The 14,672-nt window shown below is 66.5% G+C and carries 10 protein-coding genes; 2 read left to right on the top strand and 8 right to left on the bottom strand.

Features of this window, described 5'->3' with window-relative positions; genetic code table 11:
- Positions 1 to 57 precede the first annotated feature (57 nt).
- Positions 58 to 1,434: a signal recognition particle protein gene (ffh, locus tag N5J29_RS14195; protein WP_053518973.1), complete on the bottom strand. Its 1,377-nt coding sequence runs from the start codon at positions 1,432 to 1,434 to the stop codon at positions 58 to 60.
- A gap of 122 nt (positions 1,435 to 1,556) precedes the next feature.
- Between ffh and ccsA the strand changes: the two genes are divergently transcribed.
- A complete protein-coding gene (gene ccsA, locus N5J29_RS14200) occupies positions 1,557 to 2,351 on the top strand; it encodes a cytochrome c biogenesis protein CcsA (protein WP_053518974.1) in 795 nt (264 codons plus the stop codon).
- A 79-nt stretch (positions 2,352 to 2,430) separates the two neighbouring features.
- Here ccsA and N5J29_RS14205 read toward each other — a convergent pair whose 3' ends face one another.
- The 3 genes from N5J29_RS14205 to radA all read right to left on the bottom strand — a co-directional run bounded on the left by N5J29_RS14205 (position 2,431) and on the right by radA (position 8,217).
- Positions 2,431 to 4,737, bottom strand: a complete 2,307-nt coding sequence (locus tag N5J29_RS14205) for a tetratricopeptide repeat protein (protein WP_164150736.1) — start codon at positions 4,735 to 4,737, stop codon at positions 2,431 to 2,433.
- Positions 4,738 to 4,785: 48 nt separating this feature from the next.
- Entirely contained in the window at positions 4,786 to 6,642 is a 1,857-nt protein-coding gene (locus N5J29_RS14210; RefSeq protein ID WP_164150734.1) for an ATP-binding protein, read from the bottom strand.
- 198 nt (positions 6,643 to 6,840) lie between these two features.
- On the bottom strand, positions 6,841 to 8,217 hold the full coding sequence (gene radA / locus N5J29_RS14215) for a DNA repair protein RadA (RefSeq protein ID WP_053518980.1): 1,377 nt from the start codon (positions 8,215 to 8,217) through the stop codon (positions 6,841 to 6,843).
- Between the two features lie 149 nt (positions 8,218 to 8,366).
- On the opposite strand from radA, the gene N5J29_RS14220 reads away from it, so the two are divergent.
- Positions 8,367 to 10,424, top strand: a complete 2,058-nt coding sequence (locus tag N5J29_RS14220; protein WP_164150733.1) for a bifunctional diguanylate cyclase/phosphodiesterase — start codon at positions 8,367 to 8,369, stop codon at positions 10,422 to 10,424.
- Between the two features lie 135 nt (positions 10,425 to 10,559).
- Here the strand turns inward: N5J29_RS14220 and cyoD are convergent, their stop codons facing one another.
- From cyoD to cyoA, 4 genes are read right to left on the bottom strand one after another with little or no spacing between them, the layout of a single operon-like run.
- Positions 10,560 to 10,901 (bottom strand): cytochrome o ubiquinol oxidase subunit IV, encoded by a 342-nt coding sequence (gene cyoD / locus N5J29_RS14225; RefSeq protein WP_053518984.1) that lies wholly within the window; start codon positions 10,899 to 10,901, stop codon positions 10,560 to 10,562.
- On the bottom strand, positions 10,901 to 11,539 hold the full coding sequence (gene cyoC / locus N5J29_RS14230) for a cytochrome o ubiquinol oxidase subunit III (RefSeq protein WP_065174633.1): 639 nt from the start codon (positions 11,537 to 11,539) through the stop codon (positions 10,901 to 10,903). The genes cyoD and cyoC overlap by 1 nt, the downstream gene beginning before the upstream one ends.
- A complete protein-coding gene (cyoB, locus tag N5J29_RS14235) occupies positions 11,536 to 13,533 on the bottom strand; it encodes a cytochrome o ubiquinol oxidase subunit I (protein WP_053518988.1) in 1,998 nt (665 codons plus the stop codon). The genes cyoC and cyoB overlap by 4 nt, the downstream gene beginning before the upstream one ends.
- Positions 13,534 to 13,535: 2 nt before the next feature.
- The gene (gene cyoA / locus N5J29_RS14240; RefSeq protein WP_164150731.1) at positions 13,536 to 14,576 is read right to left on the bottom strand and encodes a ubiquinol oxidase subunit II; all 1,041 of its coding nucleotides are present in this window, start codon (positions 14,574 to 14,576) and stop codon (positions 13,536 to 13,538) included.
- Positions 14,577 to 14,672: the final 96 nt, after the last annotated feature.

The raw sequence follows: 14,672 nt of genomic DNA on the forward strand, positions 1-14,672 counted from the left end.
ATACGCCAGTCGTTGCAGGCGGGGTCGGATCCGAACAGGTTCCGCCCCCGATGTTGATCAACGGAACGGCATGCCGCGGCCACCCATGGCGCCCATCATGCCCTTCATGCTGCGCATCATGCCCTTCATGCCGCCGCCAGCCATTTTGCTCATCATCTTTTCCATCTGCATGTACTGCTTCATGAGCTTGTTGACGTCGGCCGGAGTCACGCCCGAGCCCTTGGCGATGCGCGCGCGGCGCGAGCCGTTGAGCAGGTTCGGGTTGCGCCGTTCCTTCTTGGTCATCGAACTGATGATGGCGATCATGCGGGGCACTTCCTTGCCCTGGCTGACCTGCTGCTTGAGGTGGTCCGGGATGTTGCCCAGGCCCGGCAGCTTGTCCATCAGGCCGCCGATGCCGCCCATGTTCTGCATCTGCTCCAGCTGGTCGCGCATGTCGTTCAGGTCGAACTTCTTGCCCTTGGCGACCTTCTCGGCCAGCTTGGCCGCCTTGTCCTTGTCGACCTGCTGCTCTACCTGCTCGACCAGCGACAGCACATCGCCCATGTCCAGGATGCGGCTGGCGATGCGGTCCGGATGGAACACATCCAGGCCGTCCGGCTTTTCGCTGACACCGACGAACTTGATCGGCTTGCCGGTGATGTAGCGCACACTCAGGGCGGCACCGCCACGGGCGTCACCGTCGGTCTTGGTCAGCACCACGCCGGTCAGCGGCAGCGCATCCCCGAAGGCCTTGGCGGTGTTGGCCGCGTCCTGGCCGGTCATGGCATCGACCACGAACAGAGTCTCGGCCGGGTTGACCGCTGCGTGCAGGGCCTTGATCTCGGCCATCATCGCTTCGTCGATGGCCAGGCGGCCGGCGGTATCGACCAGCAGCACGTCGACGAACGACTTGCGCGCATCGTCGATGGCGGCGCGGACGATGGCTTCCGGCTTCTGGTCGGCGCTGGACGGGAAGAACAGCACGCCGACCTGTTCGGCCAGGGTCTTCAGCTGCTCGATCGCCGCCGGACGGTAGACGTCGGCCGAGACCACCATCACCTTCTTCTTGCGCTTTTCCTTCAGGTGCTTGGCCAGCTTGCCCACGGTCGTGGTCTTGCCGGCGCCCTGCAGGCCCGCCATCAGGATGATGGCCGGCGCCGGCACGTTGAGGTTCAGGTCGCTGGCTTCAGCGCCCATCACCGCGGTCAGCTCGTCGCGGACGACCTTGATCAGCGCCTGGCCGGGGGTCAGCGACTTCAACACTTCCTGGCCAACGGCGCGCACCTTGATGCGCTCGATCAGCGCCTGTACCACCGGCAGCGCGACATCGGCCTCGAGCAGCGCGATGCGGACCTCGCGGGTGGCCTCGCGGATGTTCTCCTCGGTCAGGCGGCCACGGCCGCGCAGGCGCTCGATGGTGCCAGAAAGGCGCTGGGTCAGGGACTCGAACATGCGGTGCGACCTGTCTGAAAACGGGGGACAATAAGGCACACAGTATAGCCGGTCCGCCCCTGCTCCCGGGCTGCGACACGGCGGCCGTCGCCAGCACCCCGGGGGTATGCGAAACTGCCACGATGACAATCGTTCTCATCGCCGTCCTGCTCTACCTGGCCGCCAGCGTCCTGCTGGTGCGCGCGCTCGGCCGCGATGGTGCCGTAGGTTCGCCCGCCTGGCTGTGGCCGGCGCTGCCAGCCATCGTGCTGCATGGCGGCTATCACGTGATGGTGGCGATGCGCACGAACGGCGGGCCGGACATGCATTTCTTCGCGGCGCTGTCGCTGGTCGGCCTGGGCATGGCCTGGCTGACGTCGCTGGTGGGTGCACGCGGCCGCATGTCCGCGCTGGGCGTGGTGGTGTTTCCGCTCGCGGCACTGTTGCTGCTGGCCTATCACGGCTATGGCCACGAGCCGAGCAAGGTGCTGGGCTGGCGGTTGGCCAGCCATGCCTGGCTGGCCCTGCTGGCCTACGCCACGCTGAGCATCGCGGCATTGCTGGCGATCATGCTGTGGCTGCAGGAACGCGCGCTGCGCCGCCGCGAATTCCGGCCCTGGCTGCGCGCCCTGCCCCCGCTGGCCGATCTGGAAGCGCTGCTGTTCCGGGTCATCGCGGTGGGCTTCGCCCTGCTCACGCTGACCCTGGTCACCGGCGTCCTGTTCGTCGATGACCTGCTTGCACAGAAGCTGGTGCACAAGACCGTACTGAGCGTGCTGTCGTGGATCGTTTTCGGCGTGCTGCTGATCGGCCGCCGCCGCTACGGCTGGCGCGGGGTGAAGGCGGTGCACTGGACATTGACGGCCATGCTGTTGCTGCTGCTGGCCTTCTTCGGCAGCCAGTTCGCGATCGAGCTGGTGTTCGGACACTCCCGTTGATCGGATGACAGGTCCGCCGGGCATCGCCCGGCGGCGCAGAGCAGTGGCGCCGGGCCATGCCCCGGCGAGCGAGGCGTGCCTACAGGCCGTACCGCTCGATCACGTCCAGATGCGGCTGGCGATCCTGGTCGCAGGCTTCGGCCAGGCGCAGCCAGCACAGCGGATGTGCCCAGCCGGCGGTGGCCTGCTGCAGGAACCGGTGCAGCGCGAGCGGTGCGTGATCCTGAGGCTGGGCGATGGTGAACAGCAGCCCCGGCAGCGTGCCATCCTCGGCCTCCGGGTCGGTCACGGTGTAGTCGGGACGGCTGTGGGCCCAGATTTTCCAGCCCTGCGCCTCCACCGCCTCGACCAGGGCATTCCAGGCGTCCTCACCCGGATGGGCGCCGTCGATCAGCCAGCTGCGGGCGAAGCCGCCACGCTCCAGCACATGCACCTGTGCGTAGGTCGGGATGAAGTGCTCGCGTGCCTCCTCGTCTTCCGGTGCCGGATGCACCAGCGCCGCGTCGAACACCACCCAGTCACCCACCTGCTGGGCGCGGTTGGCCGGCGCGTTCTCGACGATGCGGGCGGTCACCGGGCCACTGCGCCGGGCGTAGTACTCCATCGGCTCGCCCTCTTCCTCGCTGCGGATGATCACCCAGCCCCACGGCTCTTCGACCACACCCTCGGTGCTGGACAGTTCCATGCCGATCGCCGCCGCCGACCCCCGCACGGCGTCCCAGTCATGCGCGGCGCTGGCGGCACTCATGTGGTCCCAATGCGCGGCATTGGGCTCCTCCAGCAGTTCGATCAGCTGCGCGTAGCAGGCCTGGGCATCGCTGAAGCGTCCGGTCTCCATGTACATGCGGGCCAGCGTGCCACGCGCGCCATGCGATCCCGGCGACAGCTCCAGCAGCGCCGTTGCCGCCTGCTCCAACGCCGGCCAGTCGGACACCCGGCGCGCGCGCTGCACCTCGCACCAGTGGGCGAACACCGGCACGCTGTCGCGGAAGACATCCGCCAACCGGCGCAGGCCCGCGTCATCGCCCTGTTCGGCCAGCCACCGCATCAGCGTGTAGGCCGCTGCACCATCGTGCTGCGGATGCGCCGCCACGAAGTCCCACAGCAGTGCGCGTGCTTCGGCCTGCGCGCCGCAGGCATTGAGCGCCGAAGCCGCCGTGTCGGCCAACGGCTCATCATCGGGACACTGTGCGTGGGCCTGCAGCAACCATTGCGCCTCCTGCTCGGGATCGCGCGGGTGGCTCTGCTCCGCGCGCGCTTCCAGCCACGCCAGCAGCTCCGTGGCCGGCACCGGCAACGGTGGCACCTCCGGCAGGCTTTCCACGCGTGCGGCCAGGGCGGCCACCAGCGCGGACGCGCCGCGATCCTGGCGCAGCTGCGGAAGGTGGGCACGGGCCAGGCCCAGCTGCCGCTGCGCCACCCAGCGCGCGCCCCGCTGCAGCGCCAGCTCCAGGCTGAGTGCAGCCACCTCGATCAACAACCGGTGCGAACCGACGCGGGCGAAATGCTCGATGATGGTGTTGAAGCGCGTACCCAGGTCCCAGGTGTTGCGCGCCGGATCGCGCCGGCACAACGCGGCGGCGGTGTTCGCCCACAGTCGCCAGTAGTTCGGCGTCAGCTCGCTCCACGGCACCATCTGCTGCAGCGCTTCTTCGTCGCGGCCCAGCTGTGCCAGCGCCCAGGCCTTGGACAGGCGGCGCGGCACGGTGCAGTTGGCCGGCTCATACTCGCCCGAAGCGACCACCTCGGCCTCCCGCTTTTCGATCAGCGCCAGCGCTTCCTCAGCGCGGCCCAGGCCCAGAAGGATCTTGATCTGCATCTCCGGGAAGCTGTCGAACACCTCCTTGCCGCAGGCCTCGATCGCGTCGGCCTGTGCCTGCAGGTAATCCAGCGCCTCCTGGCCCCGACCGTCGTCCAGCAGCGCGTCCGCCTTCTCGCAGCTCAGGCACTGGAAGCAGGCCCAGCTCGGATCGATGCGTGCCAGGGTCTCGTCGCAGACCTCGACCCGTTCGGGCACCCAGCCGGGGCCGTCGATGTTGCCGTAGCAGGCAGCCAGATCCTGGGTCACGCAGATCGACTGCGGGCACTCCAGGGTGTCATCGCGATGCGCACGCTCGAACAGCGCGACCGCCTCGCCCAGTGCACTTTCACCTTCGACGCGGTTGCCCACGCGGTTGCGCAGCGCCCAGTGGCCGACGTAGACATCGACCCAGGGATTGTCCAGCGCCTTGCCCAGCGCACGCGCCTCGGGCAACAGCGCATCGACGCGGTCGACCTGCAGCTCGCTGACGTCGTCTGCAAGGCGGTTCAGCAGGTGCGCGTTCTGCGCCTGCCCGGCCTGGCGCAGGTCGCCCTGCAGTTTTTCTACCCAGTTCCAGATGTCCATGATGGGATTACGTGCTCCTGTCTAGCGAAGGCTGGATGAGAGCGGGCGTCAGCGCAGCATCTGCTGCAGCGCGCCCGCGATGTCGGTGAAGGCTCCATTGAGGTCGGGGCCTGCGGTTGCCGTCGTCCGCGCCAGGGGCCTGCCCTGCGCGGCGACGATGATCTTCAGGGAGCGCAGCAGGCGTGCAGCCGCTTCGGCCTGCGGGTGGCCTTCGCGCTGTGCGCGCAGCAGCGCCTGCACCGCGGTGTTGTCGAGGTTGAGATACAGCCGCGACGGTGCACGCGATTCGATGCGTGCAGTGAACTGGCGGGCCAGCCGCAGCGCGGCCATCGACACACGCTTGTCGTTCTCGTCGTCCTCCAGCCGCTGCTTCAGTTCGGCCTCGCGGTCGGGCACCACCACCACCGGCAGTGCCTCCGGACTGAAGCGCGCCGGCAGCAGCTGCTCACCATCGCCCAACTGCTCACGCAGCCAGGCCAGCTGCGCCTCATCGAGGCTGTCATCGGTACGGAACAGCGCGCGGTTGCCCTGCTCGGTGCCCAGTTCCACCAGGCGCAGGCCCTTGGCCTGGGCCCAGCGACGCAGGAACGGAACCACCGCATAACGATGGCCATGCGCGACCGGCACCCCCATCGCACGGAACAGCATCTCTTCGAAACCGCCACCGTTGTCGAGGATCACATGCACGGCGCCGCGTGCCGGCAGCGCGCTGGCCGGCAGATCGCCCTGCGAGGTCGGCACGCGCACGTGCTCCACCAGCAGTTCGAACAGGCGGTCATCACACAGCGCCGCGCCCAGCAGCGCTTCGTTGTGGCGGGCCAGCACCCGGCGCCAGGCTTCAGGCTGCTGCCGTGCGACCTCGGCCAGGCCATCGATCAACGCCTCCAGCAGGGCATGCTGCACGGCGCGGTAATGATCATCGCGCTGCAGATCCTCACGACTGGCGGTGGGCGTCAGCCGCGAGGACTCGATCACGCCACCGATGAAGCCGGCCCAGGGCGGGAGCAGGTCACGTGCATCGTCGTCCAGCAGCATGCCGCGCACGAACACCGACAGATTGCGGTTGTCACTGGTGCCATAGGTGGCGCCATCCTGCACCCACAACAGGCCCGTGGCGTCGCTGACGCCATCGGCGCGCAGCGGCAGGGTGACGATGGGCTCGAAGTCATGCTCGAAACGCGCGGCGAACTGCAGGGACTGCCGGCGCGCCTGCACCGGGTGCAGCGCGACCTCGCCCTGCGCCCGCCACGGCGGCGGCTCCGGATTGATCGCCGAGGTGGCGGCACCGATGAAGATTGGTTCGGACAGCAGCGCGCAGTACCGCCCCAGCACCTCGTGCAGGCGTGCTTCGTTGGCCAGCGGCAGGAAGTCGGGGTGCAGTTCCAGCTCCACTTCGGTTCCGATCTCGCGCGCGGGCACTTCGCTGACCGTGTACTGCTCGGCATTGCTGGACACGTACAGATGGCCGAGTTCCGGCGTCTGGTAGGAGGTGGTGCGAACGCTGACCCGACGCGCCAGCACGAAGGCGGACAGGAAGCCGAGACCGAACATGCCGATCAGGCCATCCTCGTCGGCGCCGCCCTGGCGCAGGCCACGGGTGTAGCCGACACCGACGGTCGCCAGGTAATCGTGGATCTCCTGGCGGGTCAGGCCCGCCCCGGTATCGCTGATGCGCAGCACGCCGGCGGTGGCGTCGACCTGGACGGAGATCCGGGAAGGCACGTCCCTGCCCGGCTGCTCGATGCGACGGCGGATGATCGAGTCATGCGCGTTCTGCACCAGCTCGCGCAGGGCCACCATCGGCGTGGAGTACAGGTGCTTGCCCAGCACCGTCATCAGTCCATTGAGGTCGACGCCCGCACGGCGGATTTCGGCGGCGGGGGCGGTAAGCGCGGGGTCCTGCATGTAATCGTTTACTCCTGGGCGCGGAAAGGCGCCACAGGGCGCCTTCGTCGAGCGGGAAAAACTAGCACAGCGAGGCTGACCGTAGCCGCATCTGACGTCTGCAGGGTCTGGCCCATGCCCGGCGGTCCTTCGCCGGTGAAGCAGACGCGCGTGGCCCGGCTCAACAGGATCGCGGCCGCCGGCGCGCCTCCGATGGAATCACGCTGCGTCGATCGCCTCGGACAGGCGCTCCACGGCGATCACCTCCATGCCCTTGACCGAGCCCCCCTTGGGCGCATTGGCCTTCGGCACGATCGCACGCCTGAAACCATGGGTGGCCGCCTCGCGCAGCCGGTCCTCACCATTGGGCACCGGGCGGATCTCGCCGGACAGGCCCACTTCGCCGAAGGCGATGGTCTTCTCGGCCAACGGCCGGTCCTGCAGCGACGACAGCACCGCCAGCAGCACCGGGAGGTCGGCGGCCGTCTCCTGCACGCGGATGCCGCCGACGACATTGACGAACACATCCTGGTCGCCCACCAGCACACCGCCGTGCCGGTGCAGCACCGCCAGCAGCATGGCCAGACGGTTCTGCTCCAGGCCTACGGCGACACGGCGCGGGTTCGACAGCGGCGACGCGTCGACCAGCGCCTGTACCTCCACCAGCAGCGGACGGGTTCCTTCACGGGTCACCATCACGCAGCTGCCGGGCTGATGCGTACTGCCACCGGACAGGAAGATGGCCGACGGATTGGAGACCTCCTTCAGGCCCTTGTCGCCCATGGCGAACACGCCCAGCTCGTTGACCGCGCCGAAACGGTTCTTGAACGCACGCAGCAGCCGGAAGCGGCTGCCGCTTTCGCCTTCGAAGTACAGCACCGCATCGACCATGTGTTCCAGCACACGCGGGCCGGCGATGCCACCTTCCTTGGTGACGTGGCCGACCAGGAACACGGCGGTGCCGGTTTCCTTGGCGAAACGCACCAGCCGTGCGGCACTCTCGCGCACCTGGCTGACCGACCCCGGTGCGGCGGTCAGGCTTTCCGTCCACAGCGTCTGCACCGAGTCGGCCACGATCAGGCGCGGGCCGGCCTTGGCCGCGTGCTGGAGGATCGACTCGACGCCGGTTTCAGCGAGCGCGTTGACGCCATCCAGGGGCAGTTCCAGCCGATGCGCGCGACCGGCCACCTGGGCCAAAGACTCCTCGCCGGTGACGTAGAGCACCGGCAGCTCGGCCGCCATCCTGGCGACCGCCTGCAGCAGCAGGGTCGACTTGCCGATGCCGGGATCGCCGCCGACCAGCACCACCGCCCCCTCCACCAGGCCGCCGCCAAGCACACGGTCGAACTCGCCGATGCCGGTGCTGACCCGGCGATGCTCGGTCTGCTCCACGTCCTTCAGGGCGGTGATCTTCGGCGGATCGACCTTGCCCGCCCAGCCGGCCCGCCGCGATGCCGGCGCCTTGGCCGCCGCCGCGCTTTCCAGGACGATTTCCGACAGCGAATTCCAGGCATTGCACTCGGTGCACTGGCCCTGCCATTTGCTGTACTCGGCGCCGCATTCATTGCAGACGTAGGCGGTGCGGGCTTTTGCCATCTGGGAATTTCCTGCGGCGGGGACGGGCGTGGCAGGATAGCCGAGCCCGGTCGCAGGTGCTGCGACCGCTCAAGTACCGCCCACCTGCGCCGATAGGGGTCGCGGGCGTGCGCCTTGCGGGCGCCCCTCCCTTTCCCACTGGATTCAACATGACTGGAAGTTACAGTCAGAGCCTGGTCGCCATCTCTCTGCTGGTGGCCATTCTTGCTTCGTACACGGCCCTGGACATGGCCGGGCGTGTCGCCAGCGCGCAGGGACGCGTCGCCCGCTGGTGGCTGGCCGGTGGCGCCGCCGCGATGGGCCTGGGCATCTGGTCGATGCACTTCATCGGCATGCTGGCGTTCGACCTGCCGATCCCGATCGGTTACGACCTGGCCATCACCCTCTACTCCCTGGCGGTGTCGATCGCCGCATCGGCCTATGCGCTGTGGCTGGTCTCCCGCCCCAGCCTGCCGCGACGGCGGCTGCTGGCCGGTGCGGTGCTGATGGGCACCGGCATCGCCGCCATGCATTACCTGGGCATGGCCGCCATGCGCATGCAGCCCGGCATCGACTACCACCCAGGATGGTTCGCGACATCGATCGTGGTGGCCATCGGCGCAGCCGGCGCTGCGCTGTGGATCGCCTTCCGCCTGCGCACCGAGCAGCGCAACACGCTGCGCCTGCGCCTGCTCGCCTCGCTGGTGATGGGGCTGGCCATCGTCGGCATGCATTACACCGGCATGGCGGCCGCACGCTTTGCGGACGGCAGCATCTGCGGTGCCGTGGTCAGTGGCGGCATCGATGCCCGCTGGCTGGCGGTACTGGTCATCGTCACCACCGTGGCGACGCTTGGCATTGCGCTGGTGGCCTCCCTGTTCGATCGCCAGATGCGGGTCCGTACCGGGCTGCTGGCCGATTCGCTGGCGCACGCCAACAACCGGCTGATCCAGGCCGCGCTGCACGACCCGCTGACCCAGCTGCCCAACCGCATGCTGCTGCAGGACCGCATCGAACAGGCCATCGAGAAAGCCTGCCGGCACCAGCACGCGGTGGCCGTGATGTTCTGCGATCTTGACGGATTCAAGGCGGTCAACGACGCCTACGGTCATCAACTGGGTGATCGCCTGCTGGTCGCCGTCGCGCAACGCATCGGCGGCCTGCTGCGACCGCAGGACACCTTCGCGCGCCTGGGCGGGGACGAATTCGTGATCGTGCTGGCGATCGACATCCCGGATGACGCCGTGGTCGTCGCAGAGCGCATCATCGCCGCGGCCAGCGAGCCTTTCATTCTCGACGCGGCCGAGCTGCAGGTCAGCGCCAGCCTCGGCATCGCCCTGTACCCGGACGACGCCGGCAACGAACGCGAGCTGATGGCCCACGCCGATGCAGCCATGTACCACACCAAGGACACTGGCCGGAACGGCTACACGTTCTTCACTCCCTCGATGCAGCTCAGTGCAAACCGCCAGCTGCGGCTGCTGCAGGATCTGCGCAAGGCCATCGCCCGGGACGAACTGGTGCTGCACTACCAGCCGAAATTTCCCGCCGCCGATGCCCCCGCCAGCGGCGCCGAAGCGCTGCTGCGCTGGCAGCACCCGGAACTGGGCCTGCTGGCACCGGACGTGTTCATCCCGATCGCCGAGCGCAGCGGGCTGATCCTGCCGATCGGTGACTGGGTGCTGGATCGCGCCTGCGCCCAGCTGCGTGCGTGGCATGATGCCGGCCATCGCGGCTGGACGATGGCGGTCAACCTGTCTCCCCTGCAGTTCGCCTCGCCGACGCTGCTGGCCAGCGTGCGTGCGGCGCTGGAACGACACGCCATCGATCCGCCTCTGCTGACGCTTGAGATCACCGAAACGACTGCGATGAAGAATGTCGACGCGAGCCTGGCGATTCTCAACGATCTCACCGCGATGGGCGTGCACATCGCCATCGACGATTTCGGCACCGGCTATTCCAGCCTGCTCTACCTCAAGCGCATGCCGGCCACCGAGCTGAAGATCGACCGGGCCTTCGTGCACGACCTGGAACGCAATGCCGAAGACGCCGCGATCGTCTCCTCGATCATCGCCCTGGGCCGTACGCTGCAGTTGCAGGTGGTGGCCGAGGGCGTGGAGACCCAGGCCCAGCGCGAGTACCTGAGCGAACTGGGCTGCGACCAGCTGCAGGGCTACCACCTGGGTCGGCCGATGGATGCCGAGGAGTTCCTGCGCAAGGTGGGGTGAGGCTGCGCAAGGTGGGGTGAGGCCCGGCGTGCGAGTTCGGAGCCCTCGCCTGCGACATGGGATCCGACCCCATCCACCCGACAACAGAAAGGCCGCCCGGGGGCGGCCTTTCTGCGTGGCAACGTCGCGGGGACGTCAGTGCATCATATGCACGTTCATGTTGTGCATGACCCACAGGGTGCCGACCACGATGATGCCGATCACCACGATGGTGAAGGCAGCAGCGTTGACGTTCCAGCGGCTCTCCGAGGAGCGGTCCAGGTGCAGGAAGAACACCAGGTGGACCAGCATCTGCAGCACGGCGGTGATCGCGATCACCACACCGTTGACGGTGCGGGAGAAGTCGCCCGACATCACCATCCAGAACGGGATGACGGTCAGCACCACTGCCAGCACGAAGCCGATCAGGTACGACTTCACGCTGCCGTGGCTTTCGCCACCGGTGCCATGATCGTGTGCGTGGTTGTCATGTGCCATTACAGCGCTCCATTGAGGTAGACGACGGAGAACACGCCGATCCAGATCAGGTCCAGGAAGTGCCAGAACAGGCTCAGGCACGCCATGCGGGTCTTGTTGGTCGGGGTCAGGCCGTACTTCTTCAGCTGTACGAACATCACCAGCAGCCACAGCAGGCCGGCGCTGACGTGCAGGCCGTGGGTACCGACCAGGGCGAAGAACGCCGACAGGAAGGCACTGCGGTCCGGACCATAGCCCTGGTGGATCAGGTGCTGGAATTCCCACACTTCCATGCACATGAAGCCGAAGCCCAGCAGCCAGGTGATTGCCAGCCACAGGTACATCTGACCCACCTGCTTGCGGTGCAGGGCGATCATGCCCAGACCGAAGGTCAGCGAGGAGGTCAGCAGCAGCGCGGTTTCCCAGGCCACGAACGACAGTTCGAACAGGTCCTTCGGACCGGGGCCACCATCGGTGCCGCCAGCCAGCACCACATAGGTGGCGAACAGCGACGCGAAGATGAGGCAGTCGCTCATCAGGTACACCCAGAAACCGAAGACGGTGTTGCCGCCGGTGTCGTGATGCTCGTGGTCGTCATGGCCATGGGCCGCCGCATGCGCGGCGTGCCCGTGGCTCAGGGTCGAGGTATTGGTGCTCATGCCTTCAGCTCCGACTTCACCAGGCCCTGGGCTTCCAGGTGCTTACGGTGTTCGTTCTCGATGCGTTCCACCTCGGCGGCCGGGACCCAGTAGTCCACGTCCTGGTCGAAGGTGCGGTAGATGAACGTGGCGATCATGCCGACGAAGCCGACGATGGCCAGCCACCAGATGTGCCAGATCATCGCGAAGCCGAACACCAGGCTGAAGGCACCGATGACAACACCCGTGCCGGTATTGCGCGGCATGTGGATGTCGGTGTACTTCGCCGGCTTCGGCCAGGCCTCACCGCGCTGCTTGCGCTCCCAGAAATCGTCCAGCTCGGTGACGTCCGGCAGCGTGGCGAAGTTGTAGAACGCCGGCGGCGAAGAGGTTTCCCACTCCAGCGTACGGGCATCCCACGGATCGCCGGTCAGGTCGACGGTCTTCTTGCGGTCGCGGATCGACACGGCCACCTGGATGATCTGGCACAGGATGCCGGCACCGACGATGAAGGCACCTGCAGCAGCAACCAGCAGCAGCGGCTCATAGGCCGGATTGACCGTACTCTGCAGGCGACGGGTCATGCCCATGAAGCCCAGCACGTACATCGGCATGAAGGTCACGTAGAAGCCGATGAACCAGCACCAGAACGCGCACTTGCCCCAGAACTCGTTGAGGCGGAAGCCGAACATCTTCGGCCACCAGTAGGTGATGCCCGCGAACATGCCGAACACCACGCCGCCGATGATCACGTTATGGAAGTGCGCGATCAGGAACAGGCTGTTGTGCAGCACGAAATCGATGGCCGGGATGGCCAGCATCACGCCGGTCATGCCGCCGATGGTGAAGGTGACCATGAAGCCGATCGTCCACAGCACCGGCGTGGTGAACTGCACGCGGCCGCGGAACATGGTGAACAGCCAGTTGAAGATCTTCACGCCCGTGGGAATGGAGATGATCATCGTCGTGATGCCGAAGAAGGCATTGACGTTGGCACCCGAACCCATGGTGAAGAAGTGGTGCAGCCACACGATGAACGACAGCACGCCGATGCAGGCGGTGGCGTAGACCATGCCCTTGTAACCGAACAGGGCCTTGCGCGAATACGTGGCGATCACTTCCGAGAACACGCCGAACGCCGGCAGGACCAGGATGTACACCTCCGGGTGGCCCCAGATCCAGATCAGGTTGATGTACAGCATGGCGTTGCCGCCACCGTCATTGGTGAAGAAGTGCGTACCCAGGTAACGGTCCAGGGTCAGCAGCACCAGGGTGATGGTCAGCACCGGGAAGGCAGCGACGATCAGCACGTTGGTCACCAGGGCAGTCCAGGTGAACACCGGCATCTGCATCAGCTTCATGCTCGGCGTGCGCATCTTGAGGATGGTGATGAAGAAGTTGATACCACTCAGCGTGGTACCCAGACCCGCCACCTGTAGACCCCAGATGTAGTAGTCCATGCCTACGCTTGGACTGTATTCGATCCCCGACAAGGGCGGGAATGCCAGCCAGCCGGTGGCGGCGAACTCACCGATCCACAGCGACAGCATGATCAGCACCGCACCGGCGACGAACAGCCAGAAGCTGAGCGAGTTGACGAACGGGAACGCGACGTCGCGCGCACCGATCTGCAGCGGCACGGCCAGATTCATCAGGCCGGTGATCAACGGCATCGCCACGAAGAAGATCATGATCACGCCGTGGGCGGTGAAGATCTGGTCGTAGTGGTGCGGCGGCAGGTAACCCTCGGAGCCACCGACGGCGATGGCCTGCTGGGTGCGCATCATGATCGCGTCGGAGAAACCGCGCAGCAGCATGACGAAGGCGACGATGAGGTACATCACGCCGATCTTCTTGTGATCCACCGAGGTGAACCACTCCTTCCACAGATAGCCCCACAGCTTGAACTTGGTGATCAGGGCGACGACGCCCAGGCCACCCAGCACCGCACCGACCAGTGTGGTCAGCACGATCGGATCGTGGGGGATCGACTCAAGAGAGAGTTTTCCCAGCATGTTCATTCTCCCGAGCCCGCATGACCGGCGTGGCCGGCGTGCTCGTGTTCAGTGGCATCCAGGTTTTCCCCGGACTCCTTGGACTTGTGCTCTTCGCTCGGGGCGTGGCCTTCGTGCCCTTCATGGCTGGCAGCATCGGCGGCAGCGGCGCCCGCATGGGCGTGCTTCATGCCGTAGTGCTTGTTGTCGCCCATGTGCTTGGCGATGACCCAGTCGAACAGGCCCTCCTCGGACCGGCCGTAGTAGGTCACCGGATACCACTCGGCATTGCGCGCTTCACCCAGGGCCTTGAACGAAGTCTTGTCCAGCGTCTGCTCACCGGCGCGGACCTGGTCCAGCCACTGGCGGTACTCGGCATCGGTGACCGAATAGGCAGTGAAGTGCATCTTGGCGAAGCCCGCACCGCTGTAGTGCGAGGACATGCCCGGGAATTCACCGGTTTCGTTGGCGATCAGGTGGAGCTTGGTCTCCATCGCCGCCATCGAATAGATCATGCTGCCCAGGTGCGGGATGAAGAAGGCATTCATCACCGTGTCGGAGGTGATCTTGAAGTTCAGCGGAGTGTTGACCGGGAACTTGATCTCGTTGACGACCGCGATCTTCTCTTCCGGATAGATGAACAGCCACTTCCAGTCCAGCGAGATCGCCTCGATGGTGACCGGCTTGACGTCCGATTCCAGCGGCTTGTACGGATCCAGCGCGTGCGAGGAGCGCCAGGTCAGCACGGCCAGCACCAGCACGATCATGCAGGGGATCGACCACACCACCACCTCGATCGCCGTCGAGTGCGACCACTTCGGCTCGTAACGGGCCTTGGTGTTGGAAGCGCGGTACTTCCACGCGAAGGTCAGGGTCATGATGATGACCGGGATGACGACCAGCAGCATGAGCACGGTGGCCGTGATCAGCAGGGTCTTCTCATCCTGGCCGATCTGGCCCTTCGGACTGAGGATGGCCACGGCATCGCAGCCGGTGAGCATCACCAGCACTGCGAGCAGCAGGCCCGGGCGCAACCAGCGCCCAAGGGTTTTCAACGGAATCATCGGTCGATCCAATTGCGAGGGAATGCCGTTCCCCGTCCTGCCCGCTCCGGCCAAAGCCGGTCCCACCCGTCCGGAGACAGGCAGGGAGGTGGGGTC

The organism is Stenotrophomonas sp. GD03680, from assembly GCF_029844625.1.
Classification (GTDB): Bacteria; Pseudomonadota; Gammaproteobacteria; order Xanthomonadales; family Xanthomonadaceae; genus Stenotrophomonas; species Stenotrophomonas maltophilia_P.